The organism is Roseateles agri, from assembly GCF_034043675.1.
Taxonomy (GTDB): Bacteria; Pseudomonadota; Gammaproteobacteria; order Burkholderiales; family Burkholderiaceae_C; genus KK5.
In genome coordinates this window covers 476,928-490,723 of the sequence record NZ_JAXCLA010000003.1, presented here as the reverse complement: position 1 = coordinate 490,723, position 13,796 = coordinate 476,928, and the positions used below count along the sequence as shown (strand labels likewise).

The window sequence follows — 13,796 nt, the reverse complement described above, 5'->3', positions numbered from 1 at the left end:
CAAGCATAAGTGCAGGCACGGCCGCTCACCGGTAGGCACGCCCCAGCTCCCGCGCCGCGTCGATCGCGAAGCGCGCCGCCGGCGACAGGGTGCGGCCCTGCAGCCACAGCGCATGCAGATTGGCGAAGCGCGGTCGCGGCTCCGGACCGCGCAGCTGGTGCAGGCCCGGCGGTAGCGCGGTGCCGGCCGGCTCCGGCGCGATGACGATCAGGTCCGTCTCCCGCGCCAGCTGCTGCAGCATCGCGATGTCATCGCACTGCACCCGCACCGGAAAGTCGGCCGGCGCCGCGAAGCCCAGCGCGCGGGCCAGCGGCGCCAGCAACTCGGGCGTGATCGAGATCGTGCCGAGACCGTACTGCGTCAGCAGCGCCGGCCCCGGTTCGCCGCGCCGCCGCGCTGCCGGATGGCCGGCGCGGCAGTGCAACGCGGCGCGGGTGCGCGCCACCTCTGCGGTGGCCAGACGCTCGCTCGCCGCCACCAGCCGCGGGTCGCCCAGGCAGAAGTCCAGCTGCTGCGCCTCCAGCTGCTGCAGCAGCTGCGGCAGGTTGCCGAAGTGCAGCCGCACCGCCACCTGCGGCCGCTCGCGCTGCAGCCGCGCCAGCAGCGCGGGCACGACGGTGGCCGCCGGGATCGGCGCCACGCCGATGACCAGCTCGCCCGCCTCACCGCTGCGCATCAGCGCCACGTCGCGCTCCAGGCAGCCGCTGTCGAACACCAGTGCCCGCGCGCGCTCCAGCACCACGGCGCCGGCCGCCGTCAGCCGCGCGCCGTCGCTGGCGCGGTCCACGAGCTGCAGGCCCAGCCGCTGCTCCAGCGTCTGGATGCTGCGGCTGAACGCCGCCTGGCTCAAGTGCACGCGCTGCGCCGCAGCGGCGAAGCGGCCCTCCTCGGCCAGCGCGATGAAGTGGCTCAGGCGGCGGATGTCCATGCGGTGTCTCCTGCATCGATTGCGCCGAACGCAATGCGAGCGTGCATTCTTTGCGATGGACACAATTCTGGCCGATGCGGATGATCGCCCGCATGAAGCTCGCCCCCGCTCTTCTCGCCCTCCCCGCGCTGCTGCTGGCCCTCGGCGCCGGCGCTGCCGATGAAGCCGCCGCCCCGCGCCGGCCCAACATCGTCTTCGTGCTGCTGGACGATGCCGGCTTCAGCGACTTCGGCGCCTACGGCAGCGAGATCGCCACGCCCAATATCGACGCGATCGCCCAGCAGGGCGTGCGCTTCACGAACTTCCACACGGCCTCCACCTGCGAGTCGAGCCGCACGATGCTGCAGTCCGGCGTGGACCACCACCGCGGCGGCGCCGGCACCTTGCAGGTCGTCATCGCCGACAACCAGCGCGGCCAGCCCGGCTACGAGGGCTACCTGTCCGACCGCGTGCACAGCCTCGGCCAGCTGCTGCACGACGCCGGCTACGCCACCTACTACTCCGGCAAGTGGAACCTCGGCCAGGGGGCCGAGCGCGCACCGGGCGCGCGCGGCTGGGAGCGCTACTTCGCGCTGGAGAACACCGGTGCCGACAACTACGAGGCGCGCGTCTACGCGCCCTTCAACCGCGAGGCCGTCTGGTGGGAAGACGGCAAGAAGGCGGCGCTGCCGCCCGACTTCTATTCCAGCCACGACTACGTGAGCAAGCTCGTGCAGTACGTGGACGAGGGCCGCAAGAAGGCCGACAAGCGCCCCTTCATGGCGATGCTGGCCTTCCAGGCCGTGCACTCGCCGCTGCAGGTGCCGGCGCGCTACACCGACAAATACCTGAAGCGCTACGACGAGGGCTGGGCCGCCGTGCGCGAGGAGCGCTACCAGCGCCAGGTGAAGATGGGCCTGGTGCCGGCCGGCCTGACGATGCCGGCCAACGACGGCGCGCGCGACTGGAACAAGCTGAGCCCCGACGAGCGCCGCACGCAAGCCAAGAAGATGGCCGTGTTCGCCGGCATGCTGGAGGCGGCCGACGAGGAGCTGGGCCGGCTGCGCCAGCACCTGAAGGACATCGGCGAGCTGGACAACACGGTCTTCATCGTCATGTCCGACAACGGCGCCGATGCCTACGACCTGTCGCAGCTCAATCTGCCGTTCCGCATCTGGTACCGCGCCAACAACGCGCTGGGCTACGAGCAGATGGGCCTGAAGGGCAGCTACGTGCACTACGGCCAGGACTGGGCCGAGGTCTCGAACACGCCGCTACGCCTGTTCAAGGGCACCTCGGCCGAGGGCGGCATGCGCGTGCCCTTCATCGTGCAAATGCCTGCGAACTCGCCTGGAAGCGCACAGCCGGGCCGTATCACCGACCAGTTCGCCTACGCCACCGATTTCCTGCCCACGGTGCTGGACATCGCGGGCGTGCCACGGCCTCCGGCCAGCGACAAGCTGTTCCCGCTCACCGGAAAAAGCCTGCTGCCGCTGATCGAAGGCGCGGCCTCCGCACCGGTCCATGACGCGACGGAGGCAATCGGCTTCGAGGGCACCGGCGGCCAGGCGCTGTTCCAGGGCGGCTACAAGCTGATGCGCAACGGCACCGTCGACGGCAACCGCTGGCAGCTCTACGACACGGCGAAGGACTGGACCGAGACGAACGACCTCGCTGCCCAGCAACCCGAACGGGTGCAGAAGATGCTGGCCGAGGTGCTCCGCTACAACAAGACCAACGGCGTGATCCTGCCCGGCCCCGGCTACAACCCGCTGGTGCAGCTGCTGAAGAACAACGCCGGTGTGCTGGTCTCGCAGCTCGGCGGCATCGTCGCCGCGCTGCTGCTGATCGTGCTGGGCGTGCCGGCGCTGCTGCTGACCTGGTGGCTGCGGCGCCGACGCTGACCTTGATGCGCTGGCTCTGGGTACTTGCACTGCTGACGGCCGGCGCGCTCGCGCAGGCCGAACCCGCGCTGCGCTTCGTCGGCTCCGCCACCTGCGCGAGCTGCCATGCCAAGGAAGCCGCGGCCTGGCAGGCCTCGCAGCACCAGCGCGCGATGCAGCCGGCCGCGCGGCCGGGCATCCTCGCGCCCTTCAAGGGCGAGCGCTTCTCCGGCGCCACCTTCAGCGAGCGCCAGGGCCGCTTCTTCGTCAACACCGACGGCCCCGACGGCAAGCTGCGCGACTACGAGATCGCCGCCGTGCTGGGCATCGCGCCGCTGCAGCAGTACCTGGCGAAGCTGCCCGACGGCTCGCTGCACGCGCTGCCGCAGGCCTGGGACACGCGGCCCAGGGCCGAGGGCGGCCAGCGCTGGTTCCGCCTGACCCCCGCCGTGCCGCCGACGGACGAATTGCACTGGACCGGCCGACAGGCGAACGCGAACTTCATGTGCATCGAATGCCACACCACCGGCTTCGCGAAGAACTACGACCCGCCCGTGCGCCGCTACGCCAGCCGCTGGGCCGAGGGCAATGTGGCCTGCGAGGCCTGCCACGGCGCGGGCTCCGCCCACGTCGACTGGGCCCGCCGCGGCGCACCGGCGGGTGAGCTGCGCAAGGGCCTACAGATCCTGTTCGACCAGCGCCGCGGCGCGCAGTGGCGCATCGACCCGGCCAGCGGCAATGCGCGCCGCACGCCCGATGCGCCGGCCCGCAGCACGAAGGAGGCGGACGTCTGCGCGCGCTGCCACGCGCACCGCAGCCGCATCGGCGAGGACGCGGGCCCCGGCACGCCGCCCGGCGACGCCTTCCACCTCTCGCTGGTCGAGCCGGGGCTCTACTGGAACGATGGCCAGATGCGCGCCGAGGTCTACAACCACGCCGGCTTCCTGCAGAACCGCATGCATGCCAAGGGCGTCACCTGCAGCGACTGCCACGAGCCGCACACGCAGCAGCTCCGCGCGCCGGGCAACGGCGTCTGCCTGCAGTGCCACGCCGCGCCCAAGTACGAGGCGCCCACCCACCACTTCCACAAGCTCGGCTCGACCGGCACGCAGTGCATCAACTGCCACATGCCCGCCAGCACCTTCATGGCCATCGATCGGCGTCACGACCATTTCATCCGCGTGCCGCAGCCGGCCCAATCGCAGCGCAGCGGTAGCCCCGATGCCTGCACCCAGTGCCACCGCGACAAGCCGCAGTCCTGGGCCGTGCAATGGACGCAGCGCTGGTACCCGCACCTGGAAGAGCGCGCCTCGAAGATGGCCGCGGCCCTGAACGCGCTGGACCATGAGGACCTGGACGTGGTCGCCCGGCTCTCCGCCGTGATCGGCGACGCGAAGGAATCGCCGGTCGCCCGCGCCAGCGTGCTCGCGAGGCTGCCGGCAGGCCTCGCCGGCGCGGCCCTCCCTTCGCTGGCCGATCCCGACCCGCTGGTGCGCCGCGCCGCCGCCACGGCCCTGCGCGATGCCGACGCACCGACCCGCGCGCGCCTGCTGCTGCCGCTGCTGGACGACCCTGTGCGCGACGTGCGCCTCGAAGCCGCCCGCTGGCTGGCCGACCAGCGCCCGCCCGGCCTACGCCTCACCCGCGTGCTGGACGAGTACGTCACCGCCCAGCAACTCAATGCCGATCGCCCCGAGGCCTGGGACAACCTCGGCACCCTGTGGGCCGACCGCGGCCAGCCGGCGCGCGCCGAGGCCGCGTTCCGCGAGGCGCTGTCGCTGGCGCCGGGCTTCGCCCCGTCCACCTTGAACCTGGCCGACCTGATCCGCCTGCAGCCCGCCCGCGAGCCGGAGGCGCAGGCGCTGCTCGAGGCCCTGGTGCGCCGCGAGCCCCGGCTGGCCGCGGCCCGCTTCGCGCTGGGCCTGTCGCTGCTGCGGCAGCACCGGCTCACCGAGGCGCTGGTGCCGCTGAAGGTCGCGCGCGAACTGGCGCCGGAGGACGCGCGCATCAAGACGGCCTACGAAGCCGCTCTGCTGACAGTTTCACGCACACCCCGCCGATAGCATCGCCGGCATCCCATCCATCGGAGCCGCGCCATGCAGTTCGCCTACACCATCGTCTACGTCGCCGACGTCGCCGCCTCGCTCGCCTTCTTCGAGCAAGCCTTCGGCCTGCAGCGCCGCTTCCTGCACGAGTCCGGCGCCTACGGCGAGCTGGACACCGGCGGCACGGCGCTGGCTTTCGTCGACCACACCACGGCGCGCGACAGCGTCGGCCACGACTACGTGGTGGCGGCGCTCAGCGAGGCGCCCTTGGGCATGGAGATCGGCCTGGCCACGGCGGATGTGCCGGCGGCGTACGAGCGTGCCGTGCAGGCTGGCGCGACAGCGCTCAAGGCGCCCGTCACCAAGCCCTGGGGCCAGACCGTCGCCTACGTGCGCTGCCCGGACGGCACCTTGGTCGAACTCTGCACCCCGATGTCCTGACCCTGCCGCGCCTGCTCCGCGATCACCCGCGCATGGCGCTGGAAGCTGAAGTAGGACGTGGCCCAGTCCATCATCACGACGAAGCGGTTGCGGAAGCCGATCAGGAAGTAGATGTGGACGAAGAGCCAGAACAGCCAGGCGGGCAGCCCTGAGAAGCGCACGGCGCCCAGGTCCGCCACCGCGGCGCTGCGGCCGATCGTGGCGAGCGCGCCGTAGTCGGTGTAGCGGAAGGCTTCGGGCGGCTTGCCGTGCAGCCGGGCGACGATATTGGCCGCGGCCAGTCGCCCCATCTGCTTGGCGCCGGGGCTGACGCCGGGCACCGGCTTCGTCGTGCCGTCGCGCTCGTGGCTCTGCGCCGCGGCCAGGTCGCCGACGACGCAGACCTCCGGATGCCCGGGGATGCTCAGGTCCGGCCCGACGATCACGCGGCCGGCGCGGTCCACCGGCACGCCGAGGCAACGGCCCAGCGGCGAGGCGGCCACGCCGGCGGCCCACACCACCGTGCGCGAAGGGATGCACAGGCGTTGCCCGGCCTCCTCCACCTCGACGCCCTCGGCGTCGATCGCCACCACCTTGGCGCCGCAGCGCACCTGCACGCCCAGCGCGGCCAGCTGCTGCGCGGCCTTTTGCGACAGGTCGGGCTTGAAGGCCTGCAGCACGCGATCCGAGCCCTCCAGCAGCAGCACCTGCGCGCGGGCCGGATCGATGCGGCGGAATTCGTTCTTCAAGGTGTGGCGGGCGATCTCGGCCATCGTGCCGGCCATCTCCACGCCGGTGGGGCCGGCGCCGATGACGACGAAGGTGAGCCAGGGTTCGCGTGCCGCCGCATCGGCCGCGAGTTCCGCCTGCTCGAAGGCCAGCAACACCTTGGCGCGCAGCTTGAACGCGTCGTCCAGGGTCTTCAGCCCCGGCGCGTGCTCGGCCCACTGGTCATTGCCGAAGTAGCTGTGCGTGGCGCCGCTGGCGACGATCAGCGAGTCGTAGTCGATGCGCTGGCCGTCGGCCAGCAGCACGCAGCGCGCGTCCTTGTCGATGCTGACGACCTCGGCCATCAGCACCGTCGCGTTGCGCTGCTTGCGCAGCATGTGGCGGATCGGCGCGGCGATCGACGGCGCGGAAAGCCCGCCGGTCGCCACCTGGTACAGCAGCGGCTGGAACAGGTGATGGTTGCTGCGGTCCACCAGCGTGATGCGCACGCCGTCCTCGTCGGCCAGCGCGCGCGCCGCCTCGAGGCCGCCGAAGCCGCAGCCGATGATCAGGACGTGATGTTCTTCGGTCGCTTGCATGGGCCCATTGTGAACGTCCCGGCACAGTCATCGTCGCTCACGCAAAATGCCGCACCATGCGCCGCGCCGACCGCCTCTTCCAGATCGTCCAGCTGATTCGTGGACGCCGACTGTCCACTGCCGAATTCCTGGCCCAGCGCCTGGAGGTGTCGCCGCGCACGGTCTACCGCGACGTGGCGGCGCTGCAGCAGCAGGGCGTGCCGATCGACGGCGAGGCCGGCGTGGGCTACCGCATGCGCGCCGGCTTCGACCTGCCGCCGCTGATGTTCACGCGCCAGGAGGCGCAGGCCCTGGTGGCGGCGGTGCGGCTGGCCAAGCCGCAGCTCGACGCCGCGCTGGGTGGCGACGCGGAGAACGCGCTGTCGAAGATCCTCGCCGTGCTGCCGCCCAGCGCGCGCGCCGCGGCCGAGGGCCTGGCGATCTTCGCGCCGGGCAGCCGCATGACGGCACGGACCAGCGAGCACCTGGCGCGGCTGCGGGAGGCGACCGAGAGCCGCAGCAAGCTGAAGCTGGACTACCTGGACCTGGGCGACACGCGCAGCGAGCGGACGATCCGCCCGCTGGCCTGCATGTTCTGGGGACCGGTGTGGACGGTGGCGGCCTGGTGCGAGCTGCGCGAGGACTTTCGCAGCTTCCGCATCGACCGCATCCAGGCGCTGACGACCCTGGACGAGCGCTTCCGCGACGAGCCTGGCCGCACGCTGGCGGACATGAACCGCCGCGACGGCATGATGGGCCTGGACTGAACTGATACGGCTTTGGAACCGAAACCGGGAAGCACACGCGGGGTGCGTCCGGGGTTCGATTCGTCAGCGGTCCTGGCAAGAAAAAGGAACAGCCATCATCGATGCGCTGCCCCGATCAGCCACGGCGGGCCGGCTTGGCGGCGGCCTGGGCGAGCATCTGGCGGCGCAGCTGGCCTTCGATGCTGTAGCCGGTGACGACGACGGTGGGCAGTTGCTTGACGGCCTTGCCGGTCACGACGACGGTGGGCAGCGTGACGACGCCTTGCTTGGCCGACGGGGCGGCGTGGGTGCCGACAGCGACCAGCGACAGGGCAACAGCAACAATAGCGGAGAGGGTGGAAAACTTGCTCATGATCGGCTCCTTGGGTGTCTGAATCAGCGGAATTGCTGTTTCGATGGATTCAGTATCGGAGTCGGTCCGGGGCTTTCCCAGGCGCTTACGACGAAGCGCAGGCGCTGCGGCGCCAAGCGCAGAAACGGGCGATAAACCGTCGAAGTTCGGCGTTAGAACGGGCGCCGGCCGCTCAGTCGCCGGCCGTGTCGCGCACCACGGCGACCCAGCCCTCGGGCCGCAGCAGCCGGCGCAGCGCGGCGTCGACCCGCTCGGCCGTCAGCGCGGCCATGCCCTGGTCCTGCTTCTGCCGGTCAGCGGAGAAGCTGCTGCCGCGCTCGAGCTGGCCCATCAGCGAGGCGGCCAGGCCGGCGTCGCTGAGCAGGGGCTGGCGCAGCTCGGTGGCGAGCCGGCCGCGGGCGGCTTCCAACTCCTCGCTGCCGACGCCATCGGCGAGCAGCCGGGCGATCTCCTCGCGCATCCCCGCCTCCAGCCGCCCCGCGTCGCGCGGCGCGCTACCGGCCTGCAAGCGCAGGAAGGCGCGGTCGCCCTCGGCCGGTACCTGCAAGGTCTGCTGGATCGCGTAGCTGATCGCCTCGCGGCTGCGCAGCCGGTCGGCCAGGCGGCTGCCGCCGGGCTCACCCGCACCGCCGGCCAGCACGCGCACGCCGGCGAGCAGCGGGTAGAAGTCCGGGTCGTCGCGGTTCAGCGCGAATTCCTGGTGCAGCACCACCGTGGCCACGCTGCCAGCCGGCGCATCGGCCGGCGCCTGGCTGACGAAGCGCTCGGCGTGCTCGTCGAAATGGTGCTGCACGTAATGCTCGAAGGCCGGCGCGCCGGGCTTCTTCCAGCGGCCGATCAGTTCCTCCAGCACGCCGGGCAGCTTGTCGGGAAGCGCGCCGACGACGGCAGCGATTGCATCGTTGGCCGAGCAGAAGCGGCGGTGGAACTCGCGCACGTCCTCCACGCGCAGCTCGCGCCAGATCGCCGCCAGCTCGGCCGCCGAGGGCTGGTAGCCCGGCTCGCCGCGGTTGAGCCCCACATGGATCATGTGGAAGCGACGCTCGCGCTCGTCGGGGCCGGTGTCGACGCGGGCGTTGGCAGCGGGCAAGCGCGAAAGCTGCGCGGCCTGCAGGCGGCGGAAGGCCGGCTCCGGCAGCAGCGGCTCGGCCAGCATCTCGCGCAGCAGCACCAGGGTCGGCACCAAGGTGGCACGGCTCGCGGCCACGCGGATGCTCAAGCCCTGCGGGCCGGCCTGCATGTGGATCTCGGCACCGAGCTTCATCCGGATCTCGCGGACCTGGTCGGCCGTATGCTGGGCCGTGCCCTCGTCCAGCAGCGGGGCCAGCGCGCGCCAGCCCTGCCACTTCGCCATCTCGCGCGGCGCGCCCCAGCGCAGCTGCAGCAGCAGGGCGACGCGCTCACCGGCTGTCTCGCGCGGCAGCAGCGCGATGCGCATGCCGCTGGGCAGCTGGTAGCGCTGGGTCGCGCGGTCCAGCGCCGCGGCGTCGGTCTCAAAGGCCTGGCCGCCGGCCAGCGGCGCCGGGGCGGGCTCGTTCAACTGGCCCGCCGCCTGCGAGGGGTCGTCCACGCGCTGCACCTGCACCGGCTTCGAGAACAGACCCGACAGGAAGCCCAGCGGCTGTTCCTCGAACTGCGTCGCGGTAACGGCCGGATCGGTGACGCCGCGGGCCACGCTGCGGTTCTCGCTGCGCAGGTAGAGGCGCGCGACCTCGGCGATGTCGTCCGGCTGCAGCCGCTGCAGGCCTTCGAGCTGCTTGAAGACGAGCCGCCAGTCGCCGGCGCCGATCGCATCGCTGATGAGCGACGAGGCCCGCTCGGGGTCGCGCAACGCGGCCTGCCACTGGCGCGCGTACTCAGCCGTGGCGCTGCGCAGCCAGCCCGCGTTGCTGCGGTCGATGCGCAGGTCCTGCAGGCCGTCGATCCAGCGCTGCTCGCGCATTTCCAACGCAGCGCGATCGCTGGCCGTGCCGCTGGGCACCGCGGGGAGCGGCAAGGTGCGACCGATCAGGTAGGGATCACGCGTGGCCGCGACGCCGGCCAGCGCCTGCGACTCCGGCCCACCGGCGCTCGCGAGCACCTGGCTAAGCATCGCCAGCGCCGGTGCATGGCGGTGCGCCATGCCGGGCACGCGCCAGCCGACGGCCAGTGCCGTGCTGCGGGTGCGCAGCGTGGTCACGCGCGGCACGGTCTGGTCGGGCTCGGGCGAAGGCTCGCCGGCCTCCTCAGGCGGCTGCGCTGCCGGCCGGGGCAGCGCGCCGAAGACTTCGGTGACGGCGGCCAGCGCCTGGGTCGTGTCGAAGCCGCCGGCGATCATCAGCACCGCGCGGTCCGGCCGGTAGTGCCTGGCGTAGAACGCGCGCAGCGCCGGCAGCGAGAGCTGCTCCAGCCCGGTGGCATAGCCGATCACCGGCCGGCCGTAGGGATGCTGGCGGAAGGCTGCGGCCGACAGCGCCTGCTGCATCTGCGGCGCCAGCGCCTGGCCACGCAGGCCCAGCTCGTTCAGCACGATGGGCGTCTCCCGGGCCAGCGCCTGCTCGCTGAGGTGCGCGCCGCTCATCCGTGCGGCTTCGAGCTGCAGCACGCGGCGCAGGGCCAGGGCGCCGGCGTCGGCCGGGAGGCTGGCGAGGTAGTTCGTGCGGTCGAAGCTGGTGGTGCCGTTGTAGCGGGCGCCGAGCGCCTGTAGCGCGGCGCTGATGTCGCCGTCCACGCCCTCGGCATCGTGGAAGCTCAGGTGTTCCAGCAGGTGCGCCATGCCCGCCTCGGCCGCCGTCTCCTGGCGGCTGCCGACGCGGTAGGTCACCGTCACGGTGAGGCGGGGCGCACCGGACACCGGCATCAGCAGCACTTGCAGGCCGTTGGCGTCGAGCGCGTACTCGGTGATGCCACCGAGCGAGCGGACCTCGCGCAGGCCCTGCGGCTGTGCGGGCGTAACGCCGAAGATCAGCGTCAGCAGGCAGGCCAGAAGGAGGGCGCGCAGCGATTTCATCGTCACGGAATGTAGGCGATGCCGACCTATGATTCCGGCCCATGACTACGACACTTTCAAACATTGTTGCGGGCTGCTGGCGCATGAGCGAATGGGGCTGGACGCCCCAGCAGCGCCTGGCCTGGATCGAGGCCAATATCGAGCGCGGCGCCACCAGCTTCGACCACGCCGACATCTACGGCGGTTACACCGTCGAGGTACTGTTCGGCGAGGCGCTGGCTCTGAAGCCCGCACTGCGCGAGAAGATGCAGCTCGTCAGCAAATGCGGCATCAAGCTGATCAGCCCGGCACGGCCCGGCCACCGGATCAAGAGCTACGACAGCTCGCGCGAGCACATCATCGCCAGCGTCGAGAACTCGCTGAAGCAGCTGAACACCGACCGCCTGGACCTGCTGCTGCTGCACCGCCCCGATGCGCTGCTGGACGCCGACGAGGTGGCCGAGGCCTTCGACATGCTCAAGCGCGCGGGCAAGGTGCTGAGCTTCGGCGTCAGCAACTACACGCCGGCACAGTTCGAGCTGCTGAACGCGCGCACGCCGCTCGCGACCAACCAGATCGAGCTGCACCCGCTGCAGCGCGAGCCGCTGCACGACGGCACGCTGGATCAAGCGCAGCATCTGAAGCTGAGGCCGATGATCTGGTCGCCGCTGGCCGGCGGACGCCTGTTCACCGGCAACGAGGACGACGCGAAGCGCGTGCGTGCGGCGCTGGAAGCGGCCGGTGCATCACGCGGCGCCAGCATCGCCACCGCGGCCTATGCCTGGCTGCTGCGCCACCCGAGCCGCCCGATCCCGATCGTCGGCTCGCAGCGCCTGCAGGCGCTGGACGAAGCACTGGCTGCACTGGACTGGCGGATGGACGCCGAGACCTGGTGGTCGATCTGGGAAGCCGGCTCAGGCCACGAGGTCGCGTAGCGAGCGCGGCAGCAGCCCGCTGAGGCGAATGCGCCCTGCGGGCTGCTCGACATAGCGGTGGAAGGGCACCGAGGCCACGTTGCTGAGGCCCAAGGCCGTAGCCATCAGCGCGATGCCGATGGCAGCGCCGTGCAGGCCCAGCGCAGCGAACAGGCCGTTCACCAGCAGGCACACCGGGAAGTGCACCAGGAAAAGCGAGTAGGAGCGCGTGCCGAGCCGCCCGGCCAGCTCAGTGCTGCGGCGGCGCGTGGCCAGGAAGACGCGGCCGGCCAGGTGCCGCTGCTGCAGCACGGCCAGCACTAGCGCCGTGACGCCGGCCACGACGATGCGCTCGCGGAACTCTAGCGCCAGCGCCAGCAGCACCGTCAGCGCCAGCAGCATCAGGCCCATGCGGCGCAGCCAGCCCGAGCGCAGGCGGCTCAGCCACTGCACCAGCACGCCCAGGCTGTAGCTGCCGAAGAAGTACGGCGCCCAGGCATCCAGCTCGGGCATGCGGTTGAAGACGAACAGCGAGCCGACACCGGCGGCGAGCACCAGCAGCACGGCGCTGGCGCGGCGGAAGCTGCGCGCCAGCCACAGCAGGCCCACCAGCATCGCGAACAGCTGGAAGTCCACGGCCACGTACCAGGCACCGACCGTCAACGCCTCATGGCCCAGCACGTCGTGCAGCAGCAGGCCGTGCGACAGCAGTTGCCCGAAGCTCACCGATTCCGGCGCCAGCTCGGGCAGCCAGGGCGCCACCAGCGAGGAGCACAGCAAGGTCAGCAGCACGGCTGCCATGAAGGCCGGCGCCAGCCGCAGGTAGCGGCGCCACAGCAGCTCCGGCACCGCACCGCGCAAGACCTGGCCCCGCTCGCAGAGCGCCCGCGCGCTGAGGAAGCCGCCGACGACCAGGAACACCTGCACCGCCATGCGCGCATAGCGATAGAGCCAGCTGATCATCTCGGGCAGCAGCGATTGCACCGCGTCGGCGATGGGGCCGTAGGCAGCGAGGTGGTGCAGCACGATCATCTGCGCGGCGCAGGCCTTCAGCGCATCGACATGCGGCAGGCGGCGGGACGGCAGGACGGCGGAACGGGCAAGGATTTCGGCAGAACTCATGGACCCCGCGCCCGGCCTCCTTGCGGCTGGGCGCATTGCTGTTGTTCGGGGGGTGTGCGCCACGGGGCCTGCAGGCCCGCCGACGCGGCGAAACGGTGCGGATTGTAGGCGGCGCTGCGCGGATCCGGCTGTTGCAAGACGCAACGCGGGCGCGCTCCGCCCCGGGGCTGACAGGGCTGTCAGTCGCCGGTCAGTCTCTCCACCAGAAAGTCCAGAAAGCAGGCGATGCGCGCGGCCAGCTGCGTGTTGCGATAGTAGACCGCATGCACCGGCTGGCGCTGTTCGACGGTCGCGCGAGGCAAGACCTGGACCAGTGCACCGGCGCTGCGGTCCGCCGCGGTCATGAAGTCCGACAGGCAGACGATGCCCGCCCCTTCCAGCGCCAGGCGGCGCAGGGTCTCGCCGCTGGAGGCCGTCAGCGCCGGGCGGATCGGCAAGGCGTCGCCATGGGCGCCTCGCAGCGGCCAGTGGTTCAGCGATTCGGGCTGGGTGAAGCCCAGCAGCAGGTGGCCGCCACCGGCCAGCGCCTCGACGCTACGCGGCGTGCCGCGCTCGGCCAGGTAGACGGGGCTGGCCAGCACGCGCAGGCGGTGGCTGCCCAGCGGCCGCGCATGCAGCGTGGAATCGCTCAAGGGCCCGATGCGGATCGCCACGTCGGTGCGGCGGGCCAGCAGGTCGATGTTCAGGTCGTCAGTGTCCAGCAGCAGCTCGATCTGCGGATAGCGGCGCATGAATTCGGGTGCCAGCGGCGCGATCGCATGCAGCATGTAGGGCGAGGCCGCGTTGACGCGCAGCCGCCCGGCCGGCAGCTGGCGACGGCGCAGCGCCATCTGTTCCTCGGCCGCATCGACCGAGGCGAGGATCGCGCGGGCATGGGCGAGAAAGACCTGACCCTCCTCGGTCAGCTCCAGCCGCCGCGTCGTGCGGCGCAGCAACGTCGTGTCCAGCTTCTTCTCCAGCCGGCCGAGCGTGCGGCTGATTGCCGAGACCGTCTGCACGAGCTGCGCCGCGGCGGCGGTGATCGAGCCGGTGTCGACCACGGCAGCGAACACCAGCATTTCGTCGAGCGTCGTCTTCATCGTGCCGATTTTATTGTTGACTTCAAGTCAAGAAATTTCTGCCAATTGACGGC

General features: G+C 71.4%; 11 protein-coding genes. 5 read left to right on the top strand and 6 right to left on the bottom strand.

Annotated features, from left to right (window positions below; translation table 11 throughout):
- Nucleotides 1-25: 25 nt before the first annotated feature.
- Nucleotides 26-928, bottom strand: coding sequence for a LysR family transcriptional regulator (locus SNE35_RS10435; RefSeq protein WP_320422837.1), 903 nt, complete (start codon nucleotides 926-928; stop codon nucleotides 26-28).
- Nucleotides 929-1,020: 92 nt separating this feature from the next.
- Here SNE35_RS10435 and SNE35_RS10430 point away from each other — a divergent pair, with 92 nt between their 5' ends.
- From SNE35_RS10430 to SNE35_RS10420, 3 genes are read left to right on the top strand one after another with little or no spacing between them, the layout of a single operon-like run.
- Nucleotides 1,021-2,811: an arylsulfatase gene (locus tag SNE35_RS10430; RefSeq protein WP_320422836.1), complete on the top strand. Its 1,791-nt coding sequence runs from the start codon at nucleotides 1,021-1,023 to the stop codon at nucleotides 2,809-2,811.
- Complete coding sequence (locus SNE35_RS10425) at nucleotides 2,790-4,853, top strand: multiheme c-type cytochrome (protein ID WP_320422835.1); 2,064 nt, start codon at nucleotides 2,790-2,792, stop codon at nucleotides 4,851-4,853. Before SNE35_RS10430 ends, SNE35_RS10425 begins: the two co-directional genes overlap by 22 nt.
- A 33-nt stretch (nucleotides 4,854-4,886) precedes the next feature.
- Nucleotides 4,887-5,276 carry a VOC family protein gene (locus tag SNE35_RS10420; RefSeq protein ID WP_320422834.1) on the top strand — a complete coding sequence of 130 codons (390 nt, stop codon included), beginning with the start codon at nucleotides 4,887-4,889 and terminating at the stop codon, nucleotides 5,274-5,276.
- Here the strand turns inward: SNE35_RS10420 and SNE35_RS10415 are convergent.
- On the bottom strand, nucleotides 5,222-6,562 hold the full coding sequence (locus SNE35_RS10415) for an NAD(P)/FAD-dependent oxidoreductase (protein ID WP_320422833.1): 1,341 nt from the start codon (nucleotides 6,560-6,562) through the stop codon (nucleotides 5,222-5,224). The genes SNE35_RS10420 and SNE35_RS10415 overlap by 55 nt on opposite strands.
- Nucleotides 6,563-6,618: 56 nt before the next feature.
- Here SNE35_RS10415 and SNE35_RS10410 point away from each other — a divergent pair, with 56 nt between their 5' ends.
- Entirely contained in the window at nucleotides 6,619-7,308 is a 690-nt protein-coding gene (locus tag SNE35_RS10410; protein ID WP_320422832.1) for a helix-turn-helix transcriptional regulator, read from the top strand.
- 115 nt (nucleotides 7,309-7,423) lie between these two features.
- Here the strand turns inward: SNE35_RS10410 and SNE35_RS10405 are convergent, their stop codons facing one another.
- Entirely contained in the window at nucleotides 7,424-7,660 is a 237-nt protein-coding gene (locus tag SNE35_RS10405) for a hypothetical protein (RefSeq protein WP_320422831.1), read from the bottom strand.
- Nucleotides 7,661-7,832: 172 nt separating this feature from the next.
- Nucleotides 7,833-10,649 (bottom strand): M16 family metallopeptidase, encoded by a 2,817-nt coding sequence (locus SNE35_RS10400; RefSeq protein ID WP_320422830.1) that lies wholly within the window; start codon nucleotides 10,647-10,649, stop codon nucleotides 7,833-7,835.
- 41 nt (nucleotides 10,650-10,690) lie between these two features.
- On the opposite strand from SNE35_RS10400, the gene SNE35_RS10395 reads away from it, so the two are divergent.
- Nucleotides 10,691-11,563 carry an aldo/keto reductase gene (locus SNE35_RS10395; protein WP_320422829.1) on the top strand — a complete coding sequence of 291 codons (873 nt, stop codon included), beginning with the start codon at nucleotides 10,691-10,693 and terminating at the stop codon, nucleotides 11,561-11,563.
- Here the strand turns inward: SNE35_RS10395 and SNE35_RS10390 are convergent.
- Both SNE35_RS10390 and SNE35_RS10385 read right to left on the bottom strand, forming a co-directional pair.
- The gene (locus tag SNE35_RS10390; protein ID WP_320422828.1) at nucleotides 11,543-12,664 is read right to left on the bottom strand and encodes an acyltransferase family protein; all 1,122 of its coding nucleotides are present in this window, start codon (nucleotides 12,662-12,664) and stop codon (nucleotides 11,543-11,545) included. The two genes, SNE35_RS10395 and SNE35_RS10390, sit on opposite strands and share 21 nt — an antisense overlap.
- 179 nt (nucleotides 12,665-12,843) lie before the next feature.
- Nucleotides 12,844-13,743, bottom strand: a complete 900-nt coding sequence (locus SNE35_RS10385) for a LysR substrate-binding domain-containing protein (protein ID WP_320422827.1) — start codon at nucleotides 13,741-13,743, stop codon at nucleotides 12,844-12,846.
- Between the last annotated feature and the right edge of the window lie 53 nt (nucleotides 13,744-13,796).

Coding starts and splice junctions, on each gene's coding strand:
- SNE35_RS10435 (WP_320422837.1), bottom strand. CDS start 928: ATGGACATCCGCCGCCTGAGCCACTTCATCGCGCTGGCCGAGGAGGGC.
- SNE35_RS10430 (WP_320422836.1), top strand. CDS start 1,021: ATGAAGCTCGCCCCCGCTCTTCTCGCCCTCCCCGCGCTGCTGCTGGCC.
- SNE35_RS10420 (WP_320422834.1), top strand. CDS start 4,887: ATGCAGTTCGCCTACACCATCGTCTACGTCGCCGACGTCGCCGCCTCG.
- SNE35_RS10415 (WP_320422833.1), bottom strand. CDS start 6,562: ATGCAAGCGACCGAAGAACATCACGTCCTGATCATCGGCTGCGGCTTC.
- SNE35_RS10410 (WP_320422832.1), top strand. CDS start 6,619: ATGCGCCGCGCCGACCGCCTCTTCCAGATCGTCCAGCTGATTCGTGGA.
- SNE35_RS10405 (WP_320422831.1), bottom strand. CDS start 7,660: ATGAGCAAGTTTTCCACCCTCTCCGCTATTGTTGCTGTTGCCCTGTCG.
- SNE35_RS10400 (WP_320422830.1), bottom strand. CDS start 10,649: ATGAAATCGCTGCGCGCCCTCCTTCTGGCCTGCCTGCTGACGCTGATC.
- SNE35_RS10395 (WP_320422829.1), top strand. CDS start 10,691: ATGACTACGACACTTTCAAACATTGTTGCGGGCTGCTGGCGCATGAGC.
- SNE35_RS10390 (WP_320422828.1), bottom strand. CDS start 12,664: ATGAGTTCTGCCGAAATCCTTGCCCGTTCCGCCGTCCTGCCGTCCCGC.
- SNE35_RS10385 (WP_320422827.1), bottom strand. CDS start 13,743: ATGAAGACGACGCTCGACGAAATGCTGGTGTTCGCTGCCGTGGTCGAC.